General features: G+C 68.5%; 25 protein-coding genes. 9 read left to right on the forward strand and 16 right to left on the reverse strand.

Features of this window, described 5'->3' with window-relative positions; all coding sequences use genetic code 11:
• Positions 1–35: 35 nt before the first annotated feature.
• Together PSV23_RS06545 and PSV23_RS06550 are read left to right on the forward strand one after the other, a co-directional pair.
• The gene (locus tag PSV23_RS06545) at positions 36–794 is read left to right on the forward strand and encodes an NAD kinase (RefSeq protein WP_300467235.1); all 759 of its coding nucleotides are present in this window, start codon (positions 36–38) and stop codon (positions 792–794) included.
• A 64-nt stretch (positions 795–858) separates the two neighbouring features.
• Complete coding sequence (locus tag PSV23_RS06550) at positions 859–1,335, forward strand: Hpt domain-containing protein (RefSeq protein ID WP_300467092.1); 477 nt, start codon at positions 859–861, stop codon at positions 1,333–1,335.
• Between the two features lie 53 nt (positions 1,336–1,388).
• Here the strand turns inward: PSV23_RS06550 and PSV23_RS06555 are convergent, their stop codons facing one another.
• Positions 1,389–2,531, reverse strand: a complete 1,143-nt coding sequence (locus PSV23_RS06555) for a DUF2336 domain-containing protein (protein WP_300467094.1) — start codon at positions 2,529–2,531, stop codon at positions 1,389–1,391.
• A gap of 75 nt (positions 2,532–2,606) precedes the next feature.
• On the reverse strand, positions 2,607–3,404 hold the full coding sequence (locus tag PSV23_RS06560) for a transglycosylase SLT domain-containing protein (RefSeq protein ID WP_300467096.1): 798 nt from the start codon (positions 3,402–3,404) through the stop codon (positions 2,607–2,609).
• Positions 3,405–3,595: 191 nt separating this feature from the next.
• On the opposite strand from PSV23_RS06560, the gene PSV23_RS06565 reads away from it, so the two are divergent.
• Positions 3,596–4,321, forward strand: a complete 726-nt coding sequence (locus PSV23_RS06565; protein WP_300467098.1) for a TonB family protein — start codon at positions 3,596–3,598, stop codon at positions 4,319–4,321.
• Here the strand turns inward: PSV23_RS06565 and PSV23_RS06570 are convergent, their stop codons facing one another.
• Together PSV23_RS06570 and PSV23_RS06575 are read right to left on the reverse strand one after the other, a co-directional pair.
• Positions 4,322–5,332, reverse strand: a complete 1,011-nt coding sequence (locus tag PSV23_RS06570; protein WP_300467100.1) for an FAD-dependent oxidoreductase — start codon at positions 5,330–5,332, stop codon at positions 4,322–4,324.
• A 90-nt stretch (positions 5,333–5,422) separates the two neighbouring features.
• A complete protein-coding gene (locus PSV23_RS06575) occupies positions 5,423–7,267 on the reverse strand; it encodes a phosphoenolpyruvate carboxykinase (GTP) (RefSeq protein ID WP_300467102.1) in 1,845 nt (614 codons plus the stop codon).
• Between the two features lie 207 nt (positions 7,268–7,474).
• On the opposite strand from PSV23_RS06575, the gene PSV23_RS06580 reads away from it, so the two are divergent.
• From PSV23_RS06580 to PSV23_RS06590, 3 genes are all read left to right on the forward strand, one after another.
• Positions 7,475–8,107 carry a DUF938 domain-containing protein gene (locus PSV23_RS06580; protein WP_300467104.1) on the forward strand — a complete coding sequence of 211 codons (633 nt, stop codon included), beginning with the start codon at positions 7,475–7,477 and terminating at the stop codon, positions 8,105–8,107.
• A gap of 68 nt (positions 8,108–8,175) precedes the next feature.
• Entirely contained in the window at positions 8,176–8,685 is a 510-nt protein-coding gene (locus PSV23_RS06585) for a heme-binding protein (RefSeq protein ID WP_300467106.1), read from the forward strand.
• 33 nt (positions 8,686–8,718) lie between these two features.
• Entirely contained in the window at positions 8,719–9,474 is a 756-nt protein-coding gene (locus PSV23_RS06590) for a pseudouridine synthase (protein WP_300467108.1), read from the forward strand.
• Between the two features lie 333 nt (positions 9,475–9,807).
• Here the strand turns inward: PSV23_RS06590 and PSV23_RS06595 are convergent, their stop codons facing one another.
• The gene (locus tag PSV23_RS06595; protein WP_300467111.1) at positions 9,808–10,458 is read right to left on the reverse strand and encodes a glutathione S-transferase family protein; all 651 of its coding nucleotides are present in this window, start codon (positions 10,456–10,458) and stop codon (positions 9,808–9,810) included.
• Between the two features lie 78 nt (positions 10,459–10,536).
• On the opposite strand from PSV23_RS06595, the gene PSV23_RS06600 reads away from it, so the two are divergent.
• Complete coding sequence (locus tag PSV23_RS06600) at positions 10,537–10,977, forward strand: MarR family winged helix-turn-helix transcriptional regulator (RefSeq protein ID WP_300467113.1); 441 nt, start codon at positions 10,537–10,539, stop codon at positions 10,975–10,977.
• Between the two features lie 95 nt (positions 10,978–11,072).
• Here PSV23_RS06600 and PSV23_RS06605 read toward each other — a convergent pair whose 3' ends face one another.
• The 11 genes from PSV23_RS06605 to crcB form a co-directional block, all read right to left on the reverse strand.
• Positions 11,073–11,759, reverse strand: a complete 687-nt coding sequence (locus PSV23_RS06605) for a hypothetical protein (RefSeq protein WP_300467115.1) — start codon at positions 11,757–11,759, stop codon at positions 11,073–11,075.
• 320 nt (positions 11,760–12,079) lie between these two features.
• Positions 12,080–12,421, reverse strand: a complete 342-nt coding sequence (locus tag PSV23_RS06610; protein ID WP_300467117.1) for a GIY-YIG nuclease family protein — start codon at positions 12,419–12,421, stop codon at positions 12,080–12,082.
• 156 nt (positions 12,422–12,577) lie between these two features.
• Complete coding sequence (locus PSV23_RS06615; RefSeq protein ID WP_300467119.1) at positions 12,578–12,733, reverse strand: hypothetical protein; 156 nt, start codon at positions 12,731–12,733, stop codon at positions 12,578–12,580.
• A gap of 331 nt (positions 12,734–13,064) precedes the next feature.
• Positions 13,065–14,174 (reverse strand): FRG domain-containing protein, encoded by a 1,110-nt coding sequence (locus PSV23_RS06620; protein WP_300467122.1) that lies wholly within the window; start codon positions 14,172–14,174, stop codon positions 13,065–13,067.
• An 85-nt stretch (positions 14,175–14,259) separates the two neighbouring features.
• The gene (locus tag PSV23_RS06625) at positions 14,260–15,792 is read right to left on the reverse strand and encodes an acyl-CoA carboxylase subunit beta (RefSeq protein WP_300467124.1); all 1,533 of its coding nucleotides are present in this window, start codon (positions 15,790–15,792) and stop codon (positions 14,260–14,262) included.
• Positions 15,793–15,847: 55 nt separating this feature from the next.
• Positions 15,848–16,174 carry a transcriptional regulator gene (locus tag PSV23_RS06630; RefSeq protein ID WP_300467126.1) on the reverse strand — a complete coding sequence of 109 codons (327 nt, stop codon included), beginning with the start codon at positions 16,172–16,174 and terminating at the stop codon, positions 15,848–15,850.
• Positions 16,171–16,629 carry a hypothetical protein gene (locus PSV23_RS06635; protein ID WP_300467128.1) on the reverse strand — a complete coding sequence of 153 codons (459 nt, stop codon included), beginning with the start codon at positions 16,627–16,629 and terminating at the stop codon, positions 16,171–16,173. Before PSV23_RS06635 ends, PSV23_RS06630 begins: the two co-directional genes overlap by 4 nt.
• A 79-nt stretch (positions 16,630–16,708) precedes the next feature.
• Positions 16,709–17,470 (reverse strand): ATP12 family chaperone protein, encoded by a 762-nt coding sequence (locus PSV23_RS06640; RefSeq protein ID WP_300467130.1) that lies wholly within the window; start codon positions 17,468–17,470, stop codon positions 16,709–16,711.
• An 8-nt stretch (positions 17,471–17,478) separates the two neighbouring features.
• Positions 17,479–18,156, reverse strand: coding sequence for an HAD-IA family hydrolase (locus tag PSV23_RS06645; RefSeq protein WP_300467132.1), 678 nt, complete (start codon positions 18,154–18,156; stop codon positions 17,479–17,481).
• Between the two features lie 149 nt (positions 18,157–18,305).
• Complete coding sequence (locus PSV23_RS06650) at positions 18,306–19,352, reverse strand: RluA family pseudouridine synthase (RefSeq protein ID WP_300467134.1); 1,047 nt, start codon at positions 19,350–19,352, stop codon at positions 18,306–18,308.
• Positions 19,349–19,744, reverse strand: coding sequence for a fluoride efflux transporter CrcB (crcB, locus tag PSV23_RS06655; protein ID WP_300467136.1), 396 nt, complete (start codon positions 19,742–19,744; stop codon positions 19,349–19,351). Before crcB ends, PSV23_RS06650 begins: the two co-directional genes overlap by 4 nt.
• A 47-nt stretch (positions 19,745–19,791) precedes the next feature.
• Between crcB and PSV23_RS06660 the strand changes: the two genes are divergently transcribed.
• Together PSV23_RS06660 and PSV23_RS06665 are read left to right on the forward strand one after the other, a co-directional pair.
• The gene (locus tag PSV23_RS06660) at positions 19,792–20,232 is read left to right on the forward strand and encodes a DUF2214 family protein (protein ID WP_300467138.1); all 441 of its coding nucleotides are present in this window, start codon (positions 19,792–19,794) and stop codon (positions 20,230–20,232) included.
• Between the two features lie 143 nt (positions 20,233–20,375).
• Entirely contained in the window at positions 20,376–21,569 is a 1,194-nt protein-coding gene (locus PSV23_RS06665; RefSeq protein WP_300467140.1) for a hypothetical protein, read from the forward strand.
• The last annotated feature ends 77 nt before the right edge of the window (positions 21,570–21,646 follow it).

Consider the following 21,646-nt stretch of genomic DNA (forward strand, 5'->3'; position numbering starts at 1 on the left):
TGCGTAGGGCGGTGAGCGACCTCCCCATCCCAGACATGCATGTGGCCTTCGTGGCCTCGGACCGACCGGAAGCGCAGGCTGCCCGGGAGCGGTTGATGTCCCTGTATGGCTCGGTCGAACCTGAAAAGGCCCATGTCATCGTCGCGCTGGGCGGCGACGGTTTCATGCTGGAGACGCTGCACACCGTCATGGACCGACGCGTGCCCGTATTCGGGATGAACCGGGGCTCGGTCGGCTTTCTGATGAACGACTACGCCGAAGAGGGGCTGCTGGAGCGGCTCGCCGGAGCCGGGCGGGCGGTCATCCATCCGCTGCAGATGGACGCCTGGACCGAAGCCGGTCAGGTCCACAGCGGACTGGCCATCAATGAGGTCTCGCTGCTTCGCCAGACCCGTCAGAGCGCCAAGCTGCGCATCAGCGTCGACGGTCGCGTGCGCCTGGAGGAACTGTCCTGCGACGGTTGTCTGCTGTCCACGGCGGCGGGATCGACGGCCTATAACCTGTCGGCGCACGGGCCGATCATTCCGCTTGATTCGCGGGTGCTGGCCCTGACCCCGATCAGCGCCTTCCGGCCGCGCCGGTGGCGGGGCGCCCTTCTGCCGCATCAGGCCAGGGTCTGTTTCGAGGTCCTGGAGGCTGACAAGCGGCCCGTCAGCGCCACGGCCGACAGTTTCGAGGTCCGCCGCGTCGCCCGCGTCGAGGTCCGGGAACGCCGGGATATCGCCCTGACCATGCTGTTTGACGCCGGACGCTCGTTCGAGGAGCGGGTTCTGGCCGAACAATTCGCCTCTTGAGGTCGTGCACGGTTTTTTAGGGACACCGGCCCAGACTGCTCGCGTCTGTCTTCAGGAGTTCGCCGTGAGCAACCCGGCCCAGGTCATTCGTCCGCCCAACACCCTGCGCATGAAGGTCGGCGGGGCCTTCGGCGGGATCGACGCCGGCGCCATCGCCAAGGCGGAAGCCGCCTTGAAGGCCATGTCGTCCCAGTTCGGTCAGTGGCTGCAGGACGAGATCGTCAAACTCGACAAGGCCCAAGCCGACATCCGCAGCGAGGGCTACAATGCCCAGACCGCCGAGGCCCTGTATTTCCGCGCCCACGACCTGAAGGGGCTGGGCACGACCTATCAATATCCGCTGGTGACGCGTCTGGCCGGTTCGCTGTGCAAGATGATGGACGACCCCGTCAAACGCATGGCCGCACCGGTCGTCATCCTCGACGCCCATATCGACGCGATCAAGGCCGTGGTCCGTGACCAGATCCAGACCGACGACCACCCGGTCGGTAGGGTTCTGGCCGAAACACTCGAAGCCCGCGTCGCCCAACACCTGGGCTGACCCCTTCTGTTCGACCAAAGCCGACGCCCGCCTGACCGGCGGGCGTTTTGCTGTCAGGCAGCGGCGCTGAGCCGCGCCCTGGCCGGCAGCGGGTCATGGTCCAGCCGCTCCATCAGCCAGGCCAGATCCTCGCGGGGCGCGTTCGGGCGCTGGGTCAGGAACCGTTCCAGCATCCGGTGGCGGAACTCGTCCCCCGATGTGTCCACGCCCTCGGCCTGAAGCTGACGCCAGGTGTCGACCCCGGCGCGATAGGCCTGGAACAGCCGTGGCGGCAGGCCCGCGCGGTCGTAGACGGCCTTCAGGCCCAGCGGCCCCGCGTCGTGGATCATCAGCGCGGCGCGCACCAGCGGGGTCCCGGCCAATTCCGCCATGCCATGCTCGAACAGCGTCATCTGCCCCCGGGCCAGCGCCCGAAGCAGCAGCGAGGGGGTCAGGGCGCGACGGGCATTAAGGCTTTCGACGAACAGGGGCAGGTCGGACTGGCTGGCCGCCTGATCGACCAGATCGACGATGGACCGCTCCCGCGCGAAGGCGGCCAGGCGGATCGCCGTCTCGGGCGCCACGGCATGACGGGTGACCAGGTGTTCGCGCACGGCGTCCGAGGCCAGTTCGACCAACCGTTCGGTCACGGTCAGCGGCAGCACCTGGCGATAGGCGATGGCCGCCACGATCTCGGGCGAGGTTCCAAAGCGGTCGACGCAGCGGCCCAGCGCCGTTTCGGCCACGTCGGCGTTGTCGTTCGCCGCCAGCGCGCGCACGGCCTGTTCGCAGCCGACCTCGGACACGGCTTCGGCCACGTCTCGCCCGACCCTGGGCCGGCTGGCCACCGCGACCTGACGCACGGCCGATCCGGCTCGCACGATCTCGATCAGGTCCTCGTCAGTGAAGACGGGCGAGAAATTGATGATCGGCAGGGCCACGCTGTCCACATCGGCCGCCATGCGCCGCGCCACGTCCCGGGGAATCAGGTCCGAGGCCTTCAGCGTGACCGCCATCGCCCGACGCACCAGCTCGGCCGCGTCCTGTGACAGCATGCGCAGGATCTTCTGCGCCGCCGCGCGGTCGTCCTCGCCCAGCTCGGCCTTGTCCATGCTGCGACAGAGTTTGTGGGCCGCGGCCGCCCGTTCGTCCTCATCGGTCGCCTTGATCAGGCGGTGGATGTCGATCTCGGTAAGTCGGGCGCGGTAGGCGGTCATCGGCGGATCCAGGCTTTGCCGGTCAACATCGGCCCGTCATCCCTAACGGTCGGTTTACCATCGCCGGATTCGGGATCAGATGCGCGTGTCTGAATCCGGCCCGAAGGCGCCGGCGAAGCCACCGTTCTTGCCGTCCCCGTCCTGCCCCAGCAGCAAGGCCAGCAGGCTCTGGTCCTGTTTCAGCCGATCGAGGCGAGCGGCCAGCATCTGGTCGCGTTCGGTCAGGTCCGGAGCCGTCTGGCCGGATCCCGAAGCCGCCGCCGGAGCGCCGTCGCCCGCGCTGCGCTGCAGATTGGCGTGAACCTCCCCCACCGTCGCCGGCCGGCCGTCGCGGTAGAAGATCGAGCGGTTGGCCGAGGCGGCCTCGGGGAAGATCGCGGCGGCTGAACTTCCAGGCCGCCGGTCCATGGCGTCCATCAACTGGGCCGCGCCCGCCGGTCCGAGGAAGTGGGCGGCGTACAGGTCGCCCGCTCCGGGCTCACGGCCCGACCGGCCGCGCAGATAGGCCGCGTTGGACGCCGTCAGTTCGGCGGCCATCGTCGAGGCCGCCTGCGGATCGAAGCGCAGATCCAGCACAACGTTGCGGGCGGAGCCTTCGACCCGCCAGCGGCCATCTCCGCCGCGATAGATCAGATCGGCGTACTGGCCGTAGCCATGCTTGGCTCCGTGTGCTTTCACCGTCCCCAGCCAGGTCTGTTCGATGAACTGGAACAGGCCGGCGGCGGACGACGTCCGGGCCTTGGCCGACGGGTTCATCGCGCTTTCGCGGCGGGCCGTCCGGACCAGGAAATCAGCGTCCACGCCAGTGGCTTTCGAGGCGCGCCGGATGGCCGCCTCGACTCCGCCAGAAGATGGAATCGCTCCGAGGTTCATGAGTCATGAGGCTGGTCGACCGTGGTTAACCAAACCCTAACGACAACATTAACGTCCACAGTCCCTTAACCTGGGCCGCGGGGCGCGGTCCCGTGGCGTTTCCAAGGCCAGACTCGTCCAAAACTTGCCGCAACACCGGCGCTCAACTTGTCCGTGGGACGCTGTGGGGACGGCGAAAGGGAGTGACGGCCATGATGATGAAGACTGCTGGCGGACCCGGACTGGTGCACCCGCTCGATTTCAACGAACGCAAACGGCCCCGGTTTTCCCGCGCGACCTGGATCGCGACGGGCATCGTGGTGGCGGCCCACGCCGGACTGGGCGTCGCCCTCTACTATCAGCGGTTCGAGATGCCCGCTGTGGTCACCCTCCCCGAGAGGCCGCCCATCAATGTGCTGACCTACCGGCCGCCTCCGCCGAAACCGGTCGAATCCAAAACGCCGCCGGCGCCCAACATGCCTGTGAACAACACGCCCGTTCCCCGCACGCCGACCGACACCCTGCCCGCGGTCCCCGCCAATGCGACCCCGACCGACAGCACAACCATCACCTTCGACACGGTCGTGGAGGAACCGGCTCCCGACATCCGGACGGTCGAACCGGCGCCAGCTCCGCCGACGGTCATCACCAGCCCCAGCTGGTCGCGTCAGCCCACCTCGGAACAGTTGATGCGGGCCTATCCGCAGCGGGCGATCGCGGCCGACGTGGCGGGTTCCGCTTCGCTGAACTGTCTGGTCCTCCCAAGCGGCGCGGTCACGGACTGCAATGTGACGCGCGAAACGCCGGGGGGTTACGGCTTCGGCCGGGCGGCGCAGAGTCTGTCGCGCTACTTTCGGGTCAATCCGCGTACGGTCAACGGCGCGGCTGAGGGATCCCGGGTCAGCATGAACCTGCGCTTCACCCTGCCGGAAGACTGATCAGGCGAACCTGAGCGGGTCGAGGGCGGCGGCGTCCGCCATGGGCACCCTGCCCTCGATACCGTCCGCCACGATCTGCGCCGTCAGCGGCCCCATCAGCCAGCCGTTACGGCGGGGCGCCAGCGCCAGATGCAGGCCCGGCTCGCCAGCCGGACCCGCCAGAGGCAGGCCATCCGCCGTGGCTCCGCGGATACCGACGCGAACGGCGCCGGCCTCGCCCGTGGCGCCGAGCAAGGTCAGGCCCGCTTCGACCTGACGCGCGGATTCCGCTGCGTCGGGCTCGATATCGCGGCGGCCCGGCTCCATGGTGGCGCCGATGACGACCCCGCCCTCGCCCGGCGCGACATAGACGCCGGCGGCTCGAACCACCCTGGGAGGGGCGGCGGTTGCCACAGAGGTCAACTGGCCGCGGATGGGCTGGACGCCCGCCACGATCGCGGCGACCGGTTCGGGAAGGCCGGGAATCGCCGGGTCCGCACCGGTGGCCAGGACAACCGTGGGACTGAACCAGACCCGCCCGTCGCCCGCCTCGACACGCCAGCGTCTCCCCTCGCCCGCCAGGCGAACCACCCGGCCGCGCACGACCGTGACGCCCGGTGCGCGAGCCAGGGCTGTCAGGGCCGGGCCGACGTCGATCCGCCAGTCGTCGGGCGTGGTCAGGCCGCCCTCGATCGACCGGCCTTCGAAACCCAGCGCCCGGAGACGGGCCAGGGCCGGGCCGGGCTCTTCACCGCGCCAGTCAGCGCCATCGCGGTGAAGCTTCACGCCGTGCGCCCCGGCAAGGTCAGGCCAGAGGTCGCGGGCGCGTTTCAGCAGGCTGGCGCGGTCCGGCGACAGGTCGTCGAGCAGGGATTCCAGGGCCGGCGCGATCATGCCGGCGGCCACCGAGCTGGCATTCGGACCGCCCGGATCGATGACGGTGACGGCATGGCCCCGCGCGCCAAGCTCCGCCGCGGTGCAGAGACCGAGCACGCCGGCGCCGATGATGATCACGTCTGGAGAGAAAGCCACGGGCGATCTGATCGACCGCCTGCGAGCTCTTTGCAAGGGGCACTGTCGCGAGCGGTGCGGCCGCTCGCGACCCGGGCGCCGTTCGCCGCCCTATTCCGCCGCGATGGCCGCCGCGCGGTCCGCGTCGATGCGAGCCGTCAGGGCCACGTGCTGGTCCCACAGGGCCTGCGGCAGACGGTCGCCAAACTGGGCGTAGAAGTCCGGGATCAGCGACGCTTCCTCGGCCCAGACCTCGGCGTCGACGTCCAGCAGGGTCGTCAGGTCGGCGTCCGACAGGGTCAGGCCCGAAAGGTCCAGCGCGTCGCGGGTCGGGACGCGGCCGACCGGAGTGTCGAGGGCCGCGGCCTCGCCCTCCAGCCGTTCGGCGATCCATTTGAGGACGCGGACGTTGTCGCCGAAGCCCGGCCAGACGAATTTGCCCTCGTCGTTCTTGCGGAACCAGTTGACGAAGTAGAGGCGCGGAAGCTTGGCCGCCTCGGTGCGCCCGCCCATCGACAGCCAGTGGGCGAAGTAGTCGCCCATGTTGTAGCCGCAGAACGGCAGCATGGCGAAGGGATCGCGGCGCAGGGTCCCGATGGCGTTCTCGGCGGCGGCGGTGCCTTCCGAGGCGACCGACGAGCCCATGAAGACGCCGTGTTCCCAGTCGAAGGCCTCGGTCACCAGCGGCACGGCCGAGGCGCGGCGGCCGCCGAACAGTATGGCGTCGATAGGCACGCCCCTGGGGTCTTCCCATTCCGGGGCGATGGTCGGGCATTGCGACGCCGGGGCGGCGAAGCGGGCGTTGGGATGGGCGGCGGGCTCGCCCGAGGCGGGGTCATGGGCCGCGCCCTTCCAGGTGGTCAGGCCTTCGGGGGCGTCCTTGGTCAGACCCTCCCACCACACATCGTTGTCGTGGGTCAGGCCCGTATTGGTGAAGACCGTATTGGTCGCCATTGTCGCCAGGGCGTTGGCGTTGGTGTTGCGGCTGGTGCCCGGAGCGACGCCGAAGAAGCCGGCTTCGGGGTTCACGGCGTACAGGCGACCGTCATCGCCGAAGCGCATCCAGGCGATGTCGTCGCCGATCGTCTCGGCCTTCCAGCCCGGGAGGGTCGGCTGGAGCATGGCCAGGTTGGTCTTGCCGCAGGCCGAAGGGAAGGCGGCGGCGACGTATTTGGCGCGCCCGCTGGGATCGGTCAGCTTGAGGATCAGCATGTGCTCGGCCAGCCAGCCCTCGTCGCGGGCCATGACCGAGGCGATGCGCAGGGCGTAGCATTTCTTGCCCAGCAGGGCGTTGCCGCCGTAGCCCGAGCCGTAGGACCAGATCTCGCGCGTCTCGGGATAGTGGACGATCCACTTGTCGTCATTGCAGGGCCACGGCACGTCGGCCTGGCCCTCGGCCAGCGGCGCGCCGAGAGTGTGGACGGCAGGGACGAAGAAGCCGTCCTCGCCCATCAGGTCCAGCACCGGCTGTCCCATGCGGGTCATGATGCCCATGGAGACGGCGACATAGCCGCTGTCGGTGATCTCGACGCCCAGCGCGCTGATCTTCGAGCCCAGCGGGCCCATCGAGAAGGGCACGACGTACATGGTGCGGCCGGCCATGCAGCCGTCAAACAGACCGTTCAGGCGGTCACGCATCTCGGCGGGATCGGACCAGTTGTTGGTCGGGCCGGCGTCGATCTGGTTAGCCGAGCAGATGAAGGTGCGGCTCTCGACCCGGGCCACGTCTTTCGGGTCCGAGGCGGCGTAGTAGCAGCCGGGACGCTTCGTCTGATCCAGTTCCTTCAGCGTGCCCTTGCCGATCAGGTCGGCGACGATGGCGGCCTTTTCGGCCTCGGAGCCGTCGCACCAGTGGACGCGGGCGGGTTTGGTCAGGGCGGCGACCTGCTCGACCCAGGCCACCAGGCCGGCATGGTGGGTAGGGGCCGGATGCAGGCCGGGAATGGTGTCCGTCACGCGCACTCTCCTGAATGTCGCCCGGCGATCTGACGCCGCCGTGGCTCCTCCGCTGCGTGGTTCATCACGCAATGTTTCAGCCGGAATGACACCTAAGCGGACGCGGCGTCAACCGATGCACGTTTCAACCTCTCGCGAGCGGGCGGGCCTGCGGCGGCTGCATATTTCCGTTCCCTGCGAGCGCCGGCGCGGGGTATCGGAGCCGCCATGCAGACCATGGACCCGATCGATCCGACTCCCGCCGGCGGCCTGGCCTCACCCGCCGTGGCGCGGAATACCGCACCGATCCTGGAGGTGCTCCGCGCCCATCTTCCGGCGCGGGCCAAGGTGCTGGAGATCGCCGCCGGATCGGGCGAGCACGCCGTCGCCTTCGCCCGCGCCCTGCCGGGGCTGGACTGGACGCCGACGGACCCTTCGCCCGAGGCCCGGGCCAGCATCGCGGCATGGGCGGCGGCGGCGGGCCTGCCGAACCTGCGCGAGCCTCTGACCCTGGACGTGCTGGACCCGAGGTCCTGGCCGGCGGGGCCGGCGCAGGCGGTGGTCTGCATCAACATGATCCACATCAGCCCCTGGACGGCCACCGAGGGCCTGATGGCGCTGGCCGGGCGGGTGCTGGCGCCCGGCGGCCTGCTGGCGCTGTACGGCCCCTATCGGGAGTCGGAAGTCCCGCTGGCTCCCTCGAACGCCGCGTTCGACGAGAGCCTGAAGGGCCGGAACCCCGCATGGGGCCTGCGGGACCGCGACGCTGTGTCGGCGGCGGCGAAGGCCGAGGGACTGGCCCTGACCCTGCGAGTCGCCATGCCGGCCAACAATCTGATGCTGCTGTTCCGGCGGATCTGAGCCGCCCGCCCTTGTGCTTCCGGCGCGGATGTGGCGGCATCGGCGAAAGCTTCACCGGGATGCCCGCCATGAAACGTCTGCTCGTCATTCTGGCCGTCATGGCCACGGCTGCTCCCGCATGGAGCCAGACAGCCCCTGCTCCCCCGGCGGCGCCGGCCGCCGCCCCCGCCCCGCCCTATGGCGCGCCGATCGGGCTGGAGGCGGCGCAGGCGCTGATTGACCGGGCCATCGAGGCCGGCCGGGCCCGCAGCTTCCGCCTCGCCGTCGCCGTGGTGGAGCCATCGGGCGAACTGGTGGCCTTCGGGCGGATGGACGACGCACAGTATGGCTCGATCAACGTCGCCCAGGCCAAGGCCCGGTCCTCGGCCCGGTTCCGCGCCGCCTCCGCCTCGGCGGAGGAGCGGTTGGCGGCCGGCCGCATCGCCCTGCTGGCCATCGACGGGATCGTGCCCGTCGCCGGCGGCGTGCCCATCGTGGTCGACGGCCGGGTGGTCGGGGCCATCGGCGTGTCGGGGGCGTCGTCGGCCCAGGACGACGAGGTGGCCCGGGCCGCCATCGCCGCTGTCTTCGGCGGCTAGACCCGGCTCCGCCCTGCGGCTACGGACCCCCGCATGGCGTTTTCCCGCACCTATGACGGCCCCGAGCCGGTCCGGATCAACAAATGGCTGGGCCAGTCCGGCGTCTGCTCGCGGCGCGAGGCCGACGCCCTGATCGCCGACGGCCTGGTGTCGGTCGACGGCGAGGTGGTCACCGATGCGGGCCGCAAGCTGGAGCCGGGACAGACCCTGACGCTGAACGAACGGGCCACGGCGACCCTGGCCGAAGGCGTGACCATCGTCATGCACAAGCCGCTGGGCTACGTGTCGGGCCAGCCGGAGCCGGACAAGCTCCCCGCCGTCCGCCTGATCACCGAGGGCAACCGGGTCGGCGAGGGCGCGGTCCCGGCGGACGACCACTCCCTGCCCCCGATCGGACGGCTGGACGAGGATTCGCGCGGCCTGCTGCTGCTGTCGTCCGACGGGGTGGTGGCCAAGGCGGTGATCGGGCCGCAGTCCGATCTGGACAAGGAATATCTGGTCCGCGTCGCCGGCGACGTGACCGAGAAGAAGCTGAAGATCCTGCGCCACGGGCTGATGCTGGACGGCCGCCAACTGAAGCCCGCCTATGTCAGCCGGATGGAGTCCTTCCGGCTCAAATTCATCCTGCGCGAGGGTCGGAACCGCCAGATCCGCCGGATGTGCGAGATGGTCGACCTGGAGGTCATCGATTTGATCCGTGTACGGATCGGGCCGCTGAAACTGGACAATCTGCCGGAGGGGAGATGGCGGATGCTGACGGCGGAAGAGCGGGCGGCGCTGGTCGGCTGAGCTAAAAAAAACAGTCTACAGCGTCTATAGAGTCCACTGCGTCCACTTCGCCTGAGCCCTTCGAGGCGCGGGACTCCGACGACCCTCACCGACGGGAGGAGTCTCTCACAGGTGTTTCCCGCGGCTATGAAATGACGCTGGTTCTTGTGTGATCCTGCAGAGGATCAAGGGGTTAGACGCGCGAAATCGTCTGGCTGGCGTGGAATCTCCAACACTGTAGTCATCGAGCATCCCCGCGAAGGCGGTGAGGGTAAAGCCTGGATCCCCGCCTTCGCGGGGATGCACGGATGAGAGGATGCCTCCTCCCCGTCTGCGATGGGAGGAGACGGACCGTCACGCCGGTTCGTTGATCCTGAAAGGCTTCAGCTGATCCTCAAGCGCCCGCCTGAACGCCGGGCGGGCCTCGGCGCGGGCGACATAGTCCCGCAGCGCCGGATAGTCGGCCAGGATATCGCAGTGGCGCAGGTCGCGCAGGACGTGGGTCATCAGGATGTCGGCGGCGCTGAACCGGTCGTTGGCGAACCAGCGCCGGTCGCCCAGGGCGGTCTGGAGATCGGTCAGACGCTTGCGCAGCATGGTCTCGACCTGCGGCCGCCGCTCCTTCGCCCAGGCCTGGTCGGCGTGGAACAGGTCGATGCCGCCGAGCTGCTGGACCAGGGGTTCGACAGTGTTGGAGGCGGCGAACAGCCAGGTCATGACCATGGCCCGGCCCGCGTCGTCGGCGGGCATCAGCTGGTCCGAGTTCTGGGCGATGTAGAGAACGATGGCCCCGCTTTCGAACATCTCGACCTTGCCGTCGCTGAAGGCCGGGACCTGGCCGAACGGCTGGCGGGCGCGATAGGCGGGCGTCGACTGGTCCTCGAAACCGATCAGCTGGTCGTCATAGCCCAGACCGGCCTCTTCCAGCGCCCAGCGCACGCGGATGTCGCGGACCGAGCCCTGTGCGAAGGGCGGCACCCATTTGAAGGCGGTGACCTGGATCATGACGAACTCCCTGTGAAGCGGCGGGGCCCCGGGGGCCTCCCATTGACAATTGCGTTGATATCAACCCATCTCGGGATCATGTCAAACGCGCCCGCCGCCTACGCCGCCACCCTTCACATCCGGGACCATTGCCTGTGCCTGCACGCCCAGCGGGCGGCGCGGACCCTGGCGCGGCGGTTCGACGAGGCCTTCCGCGAACTGGGCGTCACCAGCGGCCAGTTCTCGCTGCTGAACGGCCTGAACCGGCCCGAGCCGCCGACCATCGGGGCGGTGGCGGCGCTGCTGGCCATGGACCGGTCCACGGTGACGGCCAATCTGAAGCCGCTGCAGCGGATGGGGGCGGTCGTCCTGGGCGTCGATCCGAAGGACCGGCGCAGCCGCCGCCCGGCCCTGACCGACACGGGCCGGGCCCTGCTGGCGGCGGCCACGCCGATCTGGGTGCGCGAGCACGCGGCGATCGAGGCGGGGCTGGCGGGGGGCGGAGACGCGCTGCGGGCGGGGCTGAGGCGGGTGGGGTGAGCGCCCTTCCCGGGTCGACCCGCAGGCCAAGCCCTTCTCCATTTCGAGGGACGGTGGCAGGCGAAGCCTGACGGACCGGGGCTGCCGATCGGGCCTCATCTTTCGCCGGTCGTGATGCGGACAGAGCCCCCGTCCCGACCGCTCCGCGGCACGCCTTCCTCCGACGCGGGGGAAGGAATCACATGTGCGGACCCCATCTTCCTGTTGGACAGATCGTGGGCTTCGAGAAGGCTCAGGATCGCCTGTTCGTCCTCGATCACGGCGGCGTAGATCGCCGTATAGTGATGCGTGGCCCAGAAACGCATCACATCGACAGCGGCGGCGTCTCCCAGGACCTCCCTCAGCGCCTGGAACTCCAGGGTGCAGACGACCAGATGCACGTAAGAGGAATATTCGTCGCCCGACCCCTGGGGAAAGCGGGTCGGCAGGTCGGGGTAGCGGACGCGCAAATCAGCGACCACGGCGTCCAGCGCGGGCTTCCGGGCGCTGACGTACCAGTGGATGTTCTCGTGCAGGAAGTTGGCGATCAGTTCGCGGTCGGGCTCGCCCGTGCGCATGGTCACCACGGGATGGCTGTGCGGGATGGCGCCATCTTTCACCAGCACGTCCGGGTGAAAGATCCAGCGGCCGGCGGCGGGGTTTTCCAGCAGCCGCCCCAGCTGGTCGCGGGTCGCCGCCTCGGAGGCGGTGCTGTTGTCCAGGACGATGCGGACGGGGGGACCGGGATCGTCCTGCCGGGGTCCGGCGGTCCACAGAGCCAGCGCCAGTGCGATGATGATCATGTCTTGCTCCCGGCCACGTGGGGTCAGCCCGGACCTGGATGTTCGGGCGGAATGAGGCTCAAACCTGGCCGCGGATCACGGCATAAGATGATCGTGCCTATCCGCAGCGGTTCCTGCGGCTCCATGGCGAGGAAGATGTCGGCCCGGCCCCCTCCTTTCGTCATCCTCCGGCGACGCAGCGAGACGGGGGGACCCAGCGGCGCCGAAGGCGACCTGTTCAGGCACGCCGGCCGTCGGGCGTGTCCGCGACAGGTTCACGCTCTCGCGCGCCGCTGGGTCCCGGGGTCGCTACGCGCCCCGGGATGACGACAGGAAGGGGATCAGTCGGCTTCGTTCGGCGGGGTCCAGTCCGGATCATTCTCTGGAAACCAGTCGGCGGCGAGATCGAGCCCGCCGGGGTTGGCGTCCTCGATCAGCTTGAGCTTCCAGTCGCGCTTCCATTCCTTGATCTGTTTCTCGCGCCGGATGGCTTCGGCCACCCAGGCGAACCGCTGAAACCAGACGAGGCGGGTGCAGCCGTAAGTCTTGCTGAACCCCTCGAAGGCGCCGCTGCGATGTCTCCATGCCCGCGCGGTCAGGTTGGCGGTCATGCCCGTGTAGAGCGTCCCGTTCCGCCCGCTGGCCATGATGTAGGTGGCGATGAAGGTGCGATGCGTCGGCATTCGCACAACCTATAGCTTTTTTCTTCTGTCGTCATCCCGGCGAAAGCCGGGACCCAGCGGCGCCGAAGGCGAAAGAACGAGCGGTGTCCTCGACAGGTTCGTGCTCTCGCGCGCCGCTGGGTCCCGGGGTCGCTCCGCGCCCCGGGATGACGACAGTTATTTGAGGTGGGGCCCCACCTTCTTCTCCAGCAGCCCCACCACCTCGGGCTGCATGAAGGCGTGGTCGTCGGGGATGTCGAGGCAGACGACGCGGGCGCGCTTCAGCTGGGGCTTGAAGCGGTGCTGGAGTTTGGCGCGGTGGGCGCGCTCCATGATGTCGGTCCCTCAGCCTGACCGGCAGAGCAAGCCCCTCCCCCCGTCGTCATCCCGGCGAAAGCCGGGACCCGGCGGCGCCGAAGGCGACCTGTTCAGGCACGCCGGGCGCCGGGAGCACCCGCGACAGGTTCGCGCTCTCGCGCGCCGCTGGGTCCCGGCTTTCGCCGGGATGACGACAAATGAGAGAGCGGGCGCCAGGCCGGCGGAGGCGGTCTCGACGCCGGGGCGGAACGCGAACACCTGCTCGGCCGTGGGGGAGCGGAGGCGGTTGCGGGCGCAGTGGAAGAGGAGGTTAGTCAGGCGGTGCCTTTTCCTGGTTGACGCCAGTTCAGAAGTTCTTCGCCGCCATAGCGCGGCAAGTACCGTCAAGCCCGGGAAAGAGAGAGCCCGCCGTGATACCCATTAGCCTGAGTTGGGCGAGCGCAACATCTCGTTCTGTGGCAGGAATGTCTATCCTATGTAGGTATTTTTTAGATAGAACAGTTTCATGATATTGAATATAAAACTCAACGTCATCGATGTTTGTTAAAGCAGCAGTTGCTTGCTGCGGAACCATGCGGTTGTTTTCTATAGACGGGACATCAATCATAGAGAAATGAGGCCCCGTGAACGTCACGAGTTTAATTTGCGGAAGGTCAGCTTCCCAAGCGGCGCGATCGAAGGCAAAAATTCTTACATCAGGACTAGAGGGGTCAGCCCTCTCAAAGGCGAAAAAAGCAGCAACAAAAGGCGAGAAGGTCCAGTCCAGCAAAGGGGTAGGATAACCATGGTGCTGGATAAGGCTGTAGAAAGCCCCGGTCTGGTCGGGATTATTCGGATCAAAATAGTGCTGAAGTTGGCAGGCCAGAGATCGATACACCTCTGGAATGTCTACCATTCGGTAACGAACTAGGTCCTTGCGGGACGATCTATGGAATGAAGTCCTCAATCGGTGTGGAGCCGACTGACCTCTGAAAATGTTGCCGTTGTTGTGGCTTGAGGCGAACGCCACAAACTCCTGCCAACTCATCTTCCTATCGGACGGGGTAGCGGGTTCTTCGTCAGCTACCCGCCAGAGCCGACCGTTACCTTCTGTCTGTGTAGTTTTGAACTGAAACCGGAGTTCATCGCCGACGAATTCGAAATCCAAGTCGGCAGTATCGGCCGCCCAACCGTCAGGAAAAATCTCGGGCAGGCGGTCCCTGGAGAACACCTCGCCTCGCATGGGATGGAACGTATACAGAGGCGTCTGCATCCGGACGTGATGGCCATTGATACCGTCAGGAAACGCTAACTCTGCAAAGACTGCCGGTGCGGTCGGATCGTCGGGAAAATGATACGCTTTGCCAATCGCACCTCCTGCAATACCGTCGAGTTCAACTACGGCCCAGCCCTCCGCTGCAGTTTGGCTGTTGGCTCGGCCAATCCACTGACCACTATTCCTTCTCGACCCTGCCATTTGGCGCTTCTACCTTTCCCGGCCGACACTGAGTCTATCGGTACCCGCCGTTTCCCGAACGTTGCTGTGACAGGTAACCCACCCTCTACAACGGAATATTATCGTGCTTCTTCCACGGATTGCTCTGCGACTTGTTCTTCAGCGTCCGTAGCGCCTTGATCAGCCGCCGCCGCGTCCCGTGCGGCATGATCACGTCGTCGATATAGCCGAGCCCCGCCGCCACGAACGGGTTGGCGAACCGTTCCTTGTACTCGGCCTCGCGCGCCGCCAGCGCTTCCGGGTCGCCGGCCTCCTTGCGGAAGATGATCTCGACCGCGCCCTTGGCCCCCATGACGGCGATCTCGGCCGAGGGCCAGGCGTAGTTGACGTCGCCGCGCAGGTGTTTGGAGCTCATCACGTCATAGGCGCCGCCATAGGCCTTGCGGGTGATCACGGTCAGCTTGGGCACGGTGGCCTCGGCATAGGCGAACAGCAGCTTGGCGCCGTGCTTGATCAGGCCGCCGTATTCCTGACGCGTGCCGGGCATGAAGCCGGGCACATCTACGAAAGTGAGAAGCGGGATGTCGAAGGCGTCGCAGAAACGCACGAAACGGGCGGCCTTGCGGCTGGAGTCGATGTCGAGGACGCCGGCCAGGACCTGGGGCTGGTTGGCGACGACGCCGACGGTCTGGCCGTCGAGGCGGCCGAAGCCGGTGACGATGTTGCGGGCGAAGTCGGGGGCGATCTCGAAGAATTCGGCCTCGTCGACCGTCTTCAGGATCAGCTCCTTGATGTCATAGGGCTGGTTCGGATTGGCCGGGACCAGGGTGTCGAGGCTGGCCTCGTCGCGGTCGGGGTCGTCGTAGCTGTCGCGGACCGGGGGCTTTTCGCGGTTCGACAGGGGCAGGAAGCCGATCAGGCGGCGGACCTCGCTGAGGGCCTCGAGATCGTTCTCGAAGGCGCCGTCGGCGACGCCGGACTTCTGCGAATGGACGCGGGCGCCGCCCAGGTCCTCGTGGGTGACCACCTCATTGGTGACCGTCTTCACCACGTCGGGGCCGGTCACGTACATATAGCTCGTGTCCTTCACCATGAAGATGAAGTCGGTGATCGCGGGCGAATAGACGTCGCCGCCGGCGCAGGGACCCATGATGACGCTGATCTGGGGGATGACGCCCGAGGCCAGGGTGTTCTGGAGGAAGATGTCGGCATAGCCGGCGAGTGACTCGACCCCCTCCTGGATGCGGGCGCCGCCGGCGTCGAACAGGCCGATGATCGGCGCGCCATTGGTCAGGGCCATGGTCTGGATCTTGACGATCTTGGCCGCGTGGGCCCCCGACAGGGAGCCGCCGAAGACGGTGAAATCCTTGGAGAAGACATAGACCAGTCGCCCGCCGATGGTCCCTCGGCCGGTGACCACGCCGTCGCCGGGGATGCGCTGGGTCTCCATGCCGAAGTCGTGCGAGCGGTGCTCGACGAACATGTCGGTCTCCTCGAAGCTGTCTTCGTCCAGCAGGACGTCGATGCGTTCGCGGGCGGTCAGCTTGCCCTTGGCGTGCTGGCTGGCGATGCGGGTCTCGCCGCCGCCGAGGCGGGCGCCGGCGCGGCGCTGTTCCAGCTGTTCGAGGGTGGTCTTCATGCGGCGTCTCCTTGAGCGCTGGCTTAAGGAGACGCGCTGGCGGTGGCAAGCGACGCTAGCCCGAGAAGCCCTCGCCCAGCATCGGCGGCGCGGTCAGGCCGGCCAGACGGGTCAACTCCGCGACATGGGCGGCGAAGGCGGACCGGCCGGCGGGGGTCAGGGACAGCCAGGTCCGCTGGCGACCCGCGTGGGCCTGTTTGCGCAGCTTGATGTACCCCGCCTCCTCCAGCTGTTTGAGGTGTTTGGACAGGACGGAGTCGGAAACGGCGATGGCGTCGCGGACCATGGCGAACTCGGCCTCTTCCGCCGCCGACAGGATGGCGCAGATCTGCAGCCGGCCCGGGGCGTGGATGACCGGATCGAACCGGGGGACGCGGCTCATTGGCCCGCCCGCATTTCCGCGCGGTAGACCCGCCGCCAGACGCGCGAGCCGATCAGGGCGACAAGGAAGCTGGCCGCCATGACGCCGGCGACGATGAGGGGCAGCACGGCCGGATCGGCGACCCGTCGCGCGAGGACCATGCCGAACATCGCGCCGGCCAGGAGCAGGCCCATGGCGATGGCGACCCAGCGGGCCTGTCGGGGCGAGACGCCGGTGACCATGACGCCGGTGCGCCGGGCCTCGGCCTGGAACATGACGACGAGGAGCAGCACGCCGACCGTCATGCCCGAAACGTTCAGGGGAATGTCGAGCACCTGCGCCCCCACCATGCCCGCGCAGATCGCGGCATAGGACAGGTCATAGCGCCAGCCGTGGGTGGCGATGCGGTCGTGGACGCTGCGGCGCGCCTCGGCGATGGCGGCCAGGGCTTCGGCGGGCCTGGGGTCGTCGGTCATGGGCGGGTTCTCACTTTCTGATCTGGAAAGTGATGGACGCTTTCCAGATCGTCAAGTTAAAACTTTCCAAGTTGGAAAGTTAACCCAGGGCGCGGAACCACCGGTCCAGCAGCACCGCTTCCGCGCGACGGACGGCGGTGCGTTCGGCGGCCTCGGCGTCGACGCCCCACTGGCCTTCCTGGAAAGCTTCGTCGAGGCGGCTGAGCGCGAAGCCGGCCTCGCCCGACAGGACGCCGCGCTGGACCGCGAGGGCGAGGACGGCGGAGCCCAGCAGGGGCGTGGCCATGGCCAGGCCGGTCAGGGCGAAGTCGTCCAGCCGCAGGGCCAGGTCGCGGACGCGGGCGATGGCGGCGGGGTCCTGGGGCCGGTGGCATATGCCCTCGGCGGGTTCCAGCACCACGCCCAGCTCCAGCGCGGCCCAGTCGCGCCAGGGCGTCCACTCGCGGGCCTGTTCGGCCGCCAGCGAGGTCGGGTGATCGGCCAGGTAGCAGAGCAGGTCCGAGCCGGCGAAGGCGGCGATCTCGTCCGCGACGGCATCGCGAACCTGGCTGACGCGGTCGATGGCGGTCGAGGCCAGACGGGTGGCGGGCATGGTCGCCGGATCGATGAACTCGCCCTGGGCGTCCCATTCGTCGGCGACGAGACGGGCGGCGGCGCCCGTCGGCAGGATCAGTTTCGCGTGGGCGGGCGTCTTCGGCGTACGGCCGTCCAGGGTCACGGCCCAGCCGCCCTCCCCTTCCGCCACGTCGACGGCGGTCCAGAAGCGTTTCAGCCGCTCTTCGGACTCGCGGAAGCCCTTGCGGGCGGCGACGTTGGGATCGAGGGGCGGGATATGGCTCATGGGGCGTCTCAGGCGGCGCGGGTGTGGGCGGCGAAACCGTCCAGCACCACGGTCAGTTCGGAGAAGGATCGGGCGACATGGCGGGCCCCGGCGGCCTGCTGTTCCTCGACGGTGTGGAAGCCCCAGCTTACGCCCAGCGGCAGGACGCCGGCGTTGATGGCCATTTCGATGTCGTGGGCGGTGTCGCCGATCATGACAGTGCGCGCCGGGTCGCTGTCGCAGGCGGCCATGGCGGCGTGGAGCATGGCGGGGTCGGGCTTGCCCGGACCGTCCTCGGCGCAGTGGGAGGAGATGAACATATCGGCCCAACCCTCCCGCGCCAGGTTGCGGGCCACGCCGCGGCGGTTCTGGCCGGTGGCGAGGGCCAGGCGCCAGCCGTCGCGGTGCAGGCGGCGCAGGGTGGTCATGGCCTCGGGATAGAGCGGCTCCTCGTGGCCATCGTCGTACATGCGCTGGAAGCTGGCGCGGAAGCCGGCGATGAAGCGGGCCAGTTCCTGGGCATTCAGACCCGGCTCGAGCACCGCCATGGCGTGCTCCAGGGACAGGCCGACGATCTGGCGGACGCGGTCGTAGTCCGGCTCGGGCAGGCCGATGTCGCGCGCGGCCTCGCAGGCGGCGCGGTGGATGGAGGCGCGGCTGTCGACGAGGGTGCCGTCGATGTCGAAGACCGCGAGGGGGCGGGTCATCTAAACACCGCGCATCCCCGCGAAGGCGGGGACCCAGGCTTGAGCGGCGGCGCGGATGGCGGGTGTTCTGGCGGCGGCGTCTTCCGACAGCGGAGACGCGGCCAAAACCTGGGTCCCCGCCTTCGCGGGGATGCACGGATCCAAGGCCGTCATCTCTGCCGCTTCACCCCTTCGAACGGATCGCTCTCGTTGCCCTCGGCCTCCTCGAAGCCGAAATGGGCGAAGCCGGCGCGCATTTCGGGCGACAGCGGCGCCTCGACCACCAGCATGCCGCCGGACGGGTGTTCCAGCTCGATGCGGCGGGCGTGGAGCTGCAGCTTCAGCGGGCCGGACAGTTCCTTCGATTTCTCGTCGCCGTATTTGGGGTCGCCGAGGATCGGGTGGCCGATGCCGGCCATGTGGGCGCGCAGCTGGTGGGTCCGGCCGGTGAAGGGCCGCAGCGCCATCCACGACGCGCGGTGGGCGGCGCGGCTGATGGTGGCGAAGGCGGTTTCGGCCGGCTCGGCGCGCGGGTCCTTGCGGTCGGCGGGACGCATCATCTCGAAGTCGTTGATGCCCGTCTTCTTCAGCGGCATGTCGATCTGGCCGGCCGAGGGCTTGGGACTGCCGATGACGATGGCCCAGTAGGTCTTTTTCGCCTGGCGCCGGGCGAAGGCGCCGGCCAGACGCTTGGCGGCCTCGGGGCCCTTGCCCAGCAGCAGGACGCCGGAGGTGTCGCGGTCGAGGCGGTGCACCAGACGCGGGCGATCCATCCCCTCCCCCCAGGCCGACAGCAGGCGGTCGACGTGGCGGCTGGTCTTGGTGCCGCCCTGGACGGCGAGGCCGTGGGGCTTGTTGATGGCGATGACCATATCGTCCTCATAGAGGACCAGCGACCTGGCGAACTTGATGTCCTGCGCACTGAGGGTGTGGACGTCGCCCGCCTGGCGCGAGGTGTCGTCCGGGATCGGCGGCACGCGCACGGCGGCGCCGGCGGTCAGCCGGCCCTCGGGCTTGATGCGGGCGCCGTCGACGCGGATCTGGCCCGAGCGGGCCATCTTCTGCACCTGGATGTTGGACAGGTGCGGCCAGCGCCGGCGGAACCAGCGATCCAGCCGGATGCCGTCCTCAGCCTCGGCGACGTAGAGGGTCTGGACCTCGCGTTTGGGGGCGGGTTCCGATTCCTGGATGGGTTCGTTGGCTTCAGGGGGGGTCAAAGGGCGGCTCCGAAGGCGCGGCGGGCGACCATCAGGCCGATAAACAGGGCGAGCACCGAAAGCGCCACCGAGGCGGCGACATAGCCCCCGGCCAAGGCGAATTGACGGCGCTCGATCATCAGGGCCGTTTCCAGAGAGAAGGCCGAGAAGGTCGTGAAACCACCCAGCACGCCCACGGCGGCGAACAGGCGGATACTCTCGCCGTGAACGCCGCCCCGGAAGGCCAGCCAGCCCGCCAGCAGCCCCATCAGCAGCCCGCCGACGACGTTGACCGCCAGCGTGCCCCAGGGCCAGACAGCGGCCGGAAAGGCGCGGACGGCCCAGGCGCCGACGCCGTAGCGGGCCAGGGCGCCGAGGGCGCCCCCGGCTGCGACGATCAGAAGACGTGTCATATCGTGGCGCTTATACTTGACCCGGCGGCAAAACGAAGGAGGCGCGTTTGCTTGATCTTGGACTGGCCATTCTGCACCACATTCTCGTCTTCGCACTGGTGGCCATGCTGATGGCGGAACGGGTGCTGTTGCGGGGGCCGACGATCGACGTCGGTCGTCTGGCGCGGCTGGACGGCGGCTATGGCGCGACAGCGGGCCTGATCCTGATCGTCGGGGCCTGCCGCGTCTTCCTCGGCGCCAAGGGCTGGCCCTTCCATGAGTCCAACCCGTTTTTCTGGGCCAAGATCGCGACCTTCGCGGTCATCGGCCTGGTGTCCATCATCCCGACGGTGAGGTTCATCGCCTGGGCGCGGGCGGCCAGGGCCGATGCGGCGTTCCAGCCCGACGAGGCCGACCGGCGCAGGGTGCGGACGGCCCTGGGCGTCGAGGCCCTGCTGCTGATTCCGCTGCTGGGTTTCGCGGCGGCCATGGCGCGATATCCGTTCTGACCGAAACTTCACTTGCCGGGGCGCAGGGTTAACGGTGATACCTGAGCGCAACGGCGCCGCTTCGCGCTGTGAGGGAAGACCATCGCCCGGCGGCGGCGTTCCGCCATACTGCCGGGTTCAAGTTTCAGGGACCGCCGAAGCGTATGTCGCACGACGATCACAACCACGGCTCGACGCCCCTCGACGGCGGCCACGGCGGTCAGGGCCACGACGCCCGGCTGCACGCCACGCCCAATCCCCCGCCCCCCGGCGCCGAGGACAGCGCCAACCGGGCCGTGCCGCCGACGCCGGGTTCCGGCCGCGGACCGCTGCGATCGGGCGACGGCATCCTGCGCCCCATCTCCGAAAGCGAATATTTCGCCGCCACCCCCGAGGCCGAGGCGATCGTCTCGTCGCACATCGACGAGTATTTCAACCAGCCGCTGGATATCTTCCCCTTCTGGGAGACCGACGGAAAGCCGGACCGGTTCCACGTCCTGTTCAGCCGTCAGATCGAGGAACGGTTTCCGGTCGACACCGACATCCGCAGCCGGATTCACAGCTATGGCCGCCGCGTCTTCCGCGCGCTGATCGTCCACGTCACCATCAAGCGGCTCAGCCAGGCGGGGGCGCTGGCCGCCTTCGCCGCCCTGGCCCTGCTTGGCACGGGGCTGTTCGCGGGCTGGAGCGGATCCCCGGCCATGGGCCTGGGCCTCGCCGCCGGAGCCATGCTGGCCGTGCTGGGCCTGTACTGGGGGCTGCAGGCCGTGCTGTTCATCCAGTACCGGTTCCAGCTGGAGAACGATTCCTACGAACTGTCGCGCGAGATCGTGCAGCGGACGCGCGAGCTGCAGAACCTGTTCACCTCGGCCCGCGCCATGGCCGATCAGGCCGAGACCCAGTTCCAGCAGGACGGCAAGGGCTGGGGCCAGCGCGCCATGTATCTGACCCGGCTGACCATGTGGCTGGGCGCGCGGATGGAGTACCTCGAGAAGTATGTGCAGATGGAGCTGTGGCGCGTGCGGCGCGAACGCTACTGGATGCGCTGGGCCCAGCGGCTGATGACGCCGCTGGTGCTGGTCGTCGGCCTGGCCGCGCTGGCGCTGGAGCCCGCGCCGGCGGTGGGCGAGGCCGGCTTCCGCGGCCTGCAGGCGCTGGCTCTCGTGTTGGGAGTGCTGGTCAGCTGGCTGTCCTATTACCGCTGGCGCACGCCGGTCGGAGCGATCCAGGACAAGCTGGGGGTCGACGGCTGGGTCCGCTACGCCTCGCTGGACGTCGACAACGCCGTCGCCGACCAGGTGCGGCGCGACAAGGAGCGGCTGGTCGAATACCGGGCCCTGACTCGCGGCGGGCAGTGAATCGCCTGACTTGATCGGCGTCAAGGACGCCTCCGACGCGGTGGGACAGGGTCCCGTCCGCACTGGAGGCAGCCATG

It is taken from the genome of Brevundimonas sp. (assembly GCF_029946145.1).
Taxonomy (GTDB): Bacteria; Pseudomonadota; Alphaproteobacteria; order Caulobacterales; family Caulobacteraceae; genus Brevundimonas.

Bases quoted from the DNA above. Each gene is read 5' to 3' on its own strand.
- PSV23_RS06630 (WP_300467126.1), bottom strand. From the start codon at position 16,174: ATGAGCCGCGTCCCCCGGTTCGATCCGGTCATCCACGCCCCGGGCCGG.
- PSV23_RS06605 (WP_300467115.1), bottom strand. From the start codon at position 11,759: ATGATCATCATCGCACTGGCGCTGGCTCTGTGGACCGCCGGACCCCGG.
- PSV23_RS06585 (WP_300467106.1), top strand. From the start codon at position 8,176: ATGAAACGTCTGCTCGTCATTCTGGCCGTCATGGCCACGGCTGCTCCC.
- PSV23_RS06610 (WP_300467117.1), bottom strand. From the start codon at position 12,421: ATGCCGACGCATCGCACCTTCATCGCCACCTACATCATGGCCAGCGGG.
- PSV23_RS06595 (WP_300467111.1), bottom strand. From the start codon at position 10,458: ATGATCCAGGTCACCGCCTTCAAATGGGTGCCGCCCTTCGCACAGGGC.
- PSV23_RS06555 (WP_300467094.1), bottom strand. From the start codon at position 2,531: ATGACCGCCTACCGCGCCCGACTTACCGAGATCGACATCCACCGCCTG.
- PSV23_RS06615 (WP_300467119.1), bottom strand. From the start codon at position 12,733: ATGGAGCGCGCCCACCGCGCCAAACTCCAGCACCGCTTCAAGCCCCAG.
- PSV23_RS06560 (WP_300467096.1), bottom strand. From the start codon at position 3,404: ATGAACCTCGGAGCGATTCCATCTTCTGGCGGAGTCGAGGCGGCCATC.
- PSV23_RS06580 (WP_300467104.1), top strand. From the start codon at position 7,475: ATGCAGACCATGGACCCGATCGATCCGACTCCCGCCGGCGGCCTGGCC.
- PSV23_RS06620 (WP_300467122.1), bottom strand. From the start codon at position 14,174: ATGGCAGGGTCGAGAAGGAATAGTGGTCAGTGGATTGGCCGAGCCAAC.
- PSV23_RS06565 (WP_300467098.1), top strand. From the start codon at position 3,596: ATGATGATGAAGACTGCTGGCGGACCCGGACTGGTGCACCCGCTCGAT.
- PSV23_RS06645 (WP_300467132.1), bottom strand. From the start codon at position 18,156: ATGACCCGCCCCCTCGCGGTCTTCGACATCGACGGCACCCTCGTCGAC.
- PSV23_RS06635 (WP_300467128.1), bottom strand. From the start codon at position 16,629: ATGACCGACGACCCCAGGCCCGCCGAAGCCCTGGCCGCCATCGCCGAG.
- PSV23_RS06600 (WP_300467113.1), top strand. From the start codon at position 10,537: ATGTCAAACGCGCCCGCCGCCTACGCCGCCACCCTTCACATCCGGGAC.
- PSV23_RS06545 (WP_300467235.1), top strand. From the start codon at position 36: ATGCATGTGGCCTTCGTGGCCTCGGACCGACCGGAAGCGCAGGCTGCC.
- crcB (WP_300467136.1), bottom strand. From the start codon at position 19,744: ATGACACGTCTTCTGATCGTCGCAGCCGGGGGCGCCCTCGGCGCCCTG.
- PSV23_RS06640 (WP_300467130.1), bottom strand. From the start codon at position 17,470: ATGAGCCATATCCCGCCCCTCGATCCCAACGTCGCCGCCCGCAAGGGC.
- PSV23_RS06665 (WP_300467140.1), top strand. From the start codon at position 20,376: ATGTCGCACGACGATCACAACCACGGCTCGACGCCCCTCGACGGCGGC.
- PSV23_RS06625 (WP_300467124.1), bottom strand. From the start codon at position 15,792: ATGAAGACCACCCTCGAACAGCTGGAACAGCGCCGCGCCGGCGCCCGC.
- PSV23_RS06590 (WP_300467108.1), top strand. From the start codon at position 8,719: ATGGCGTTTTCCCGCACCTATGACGGCCCCGAGCCGGTCCGGATCAAC.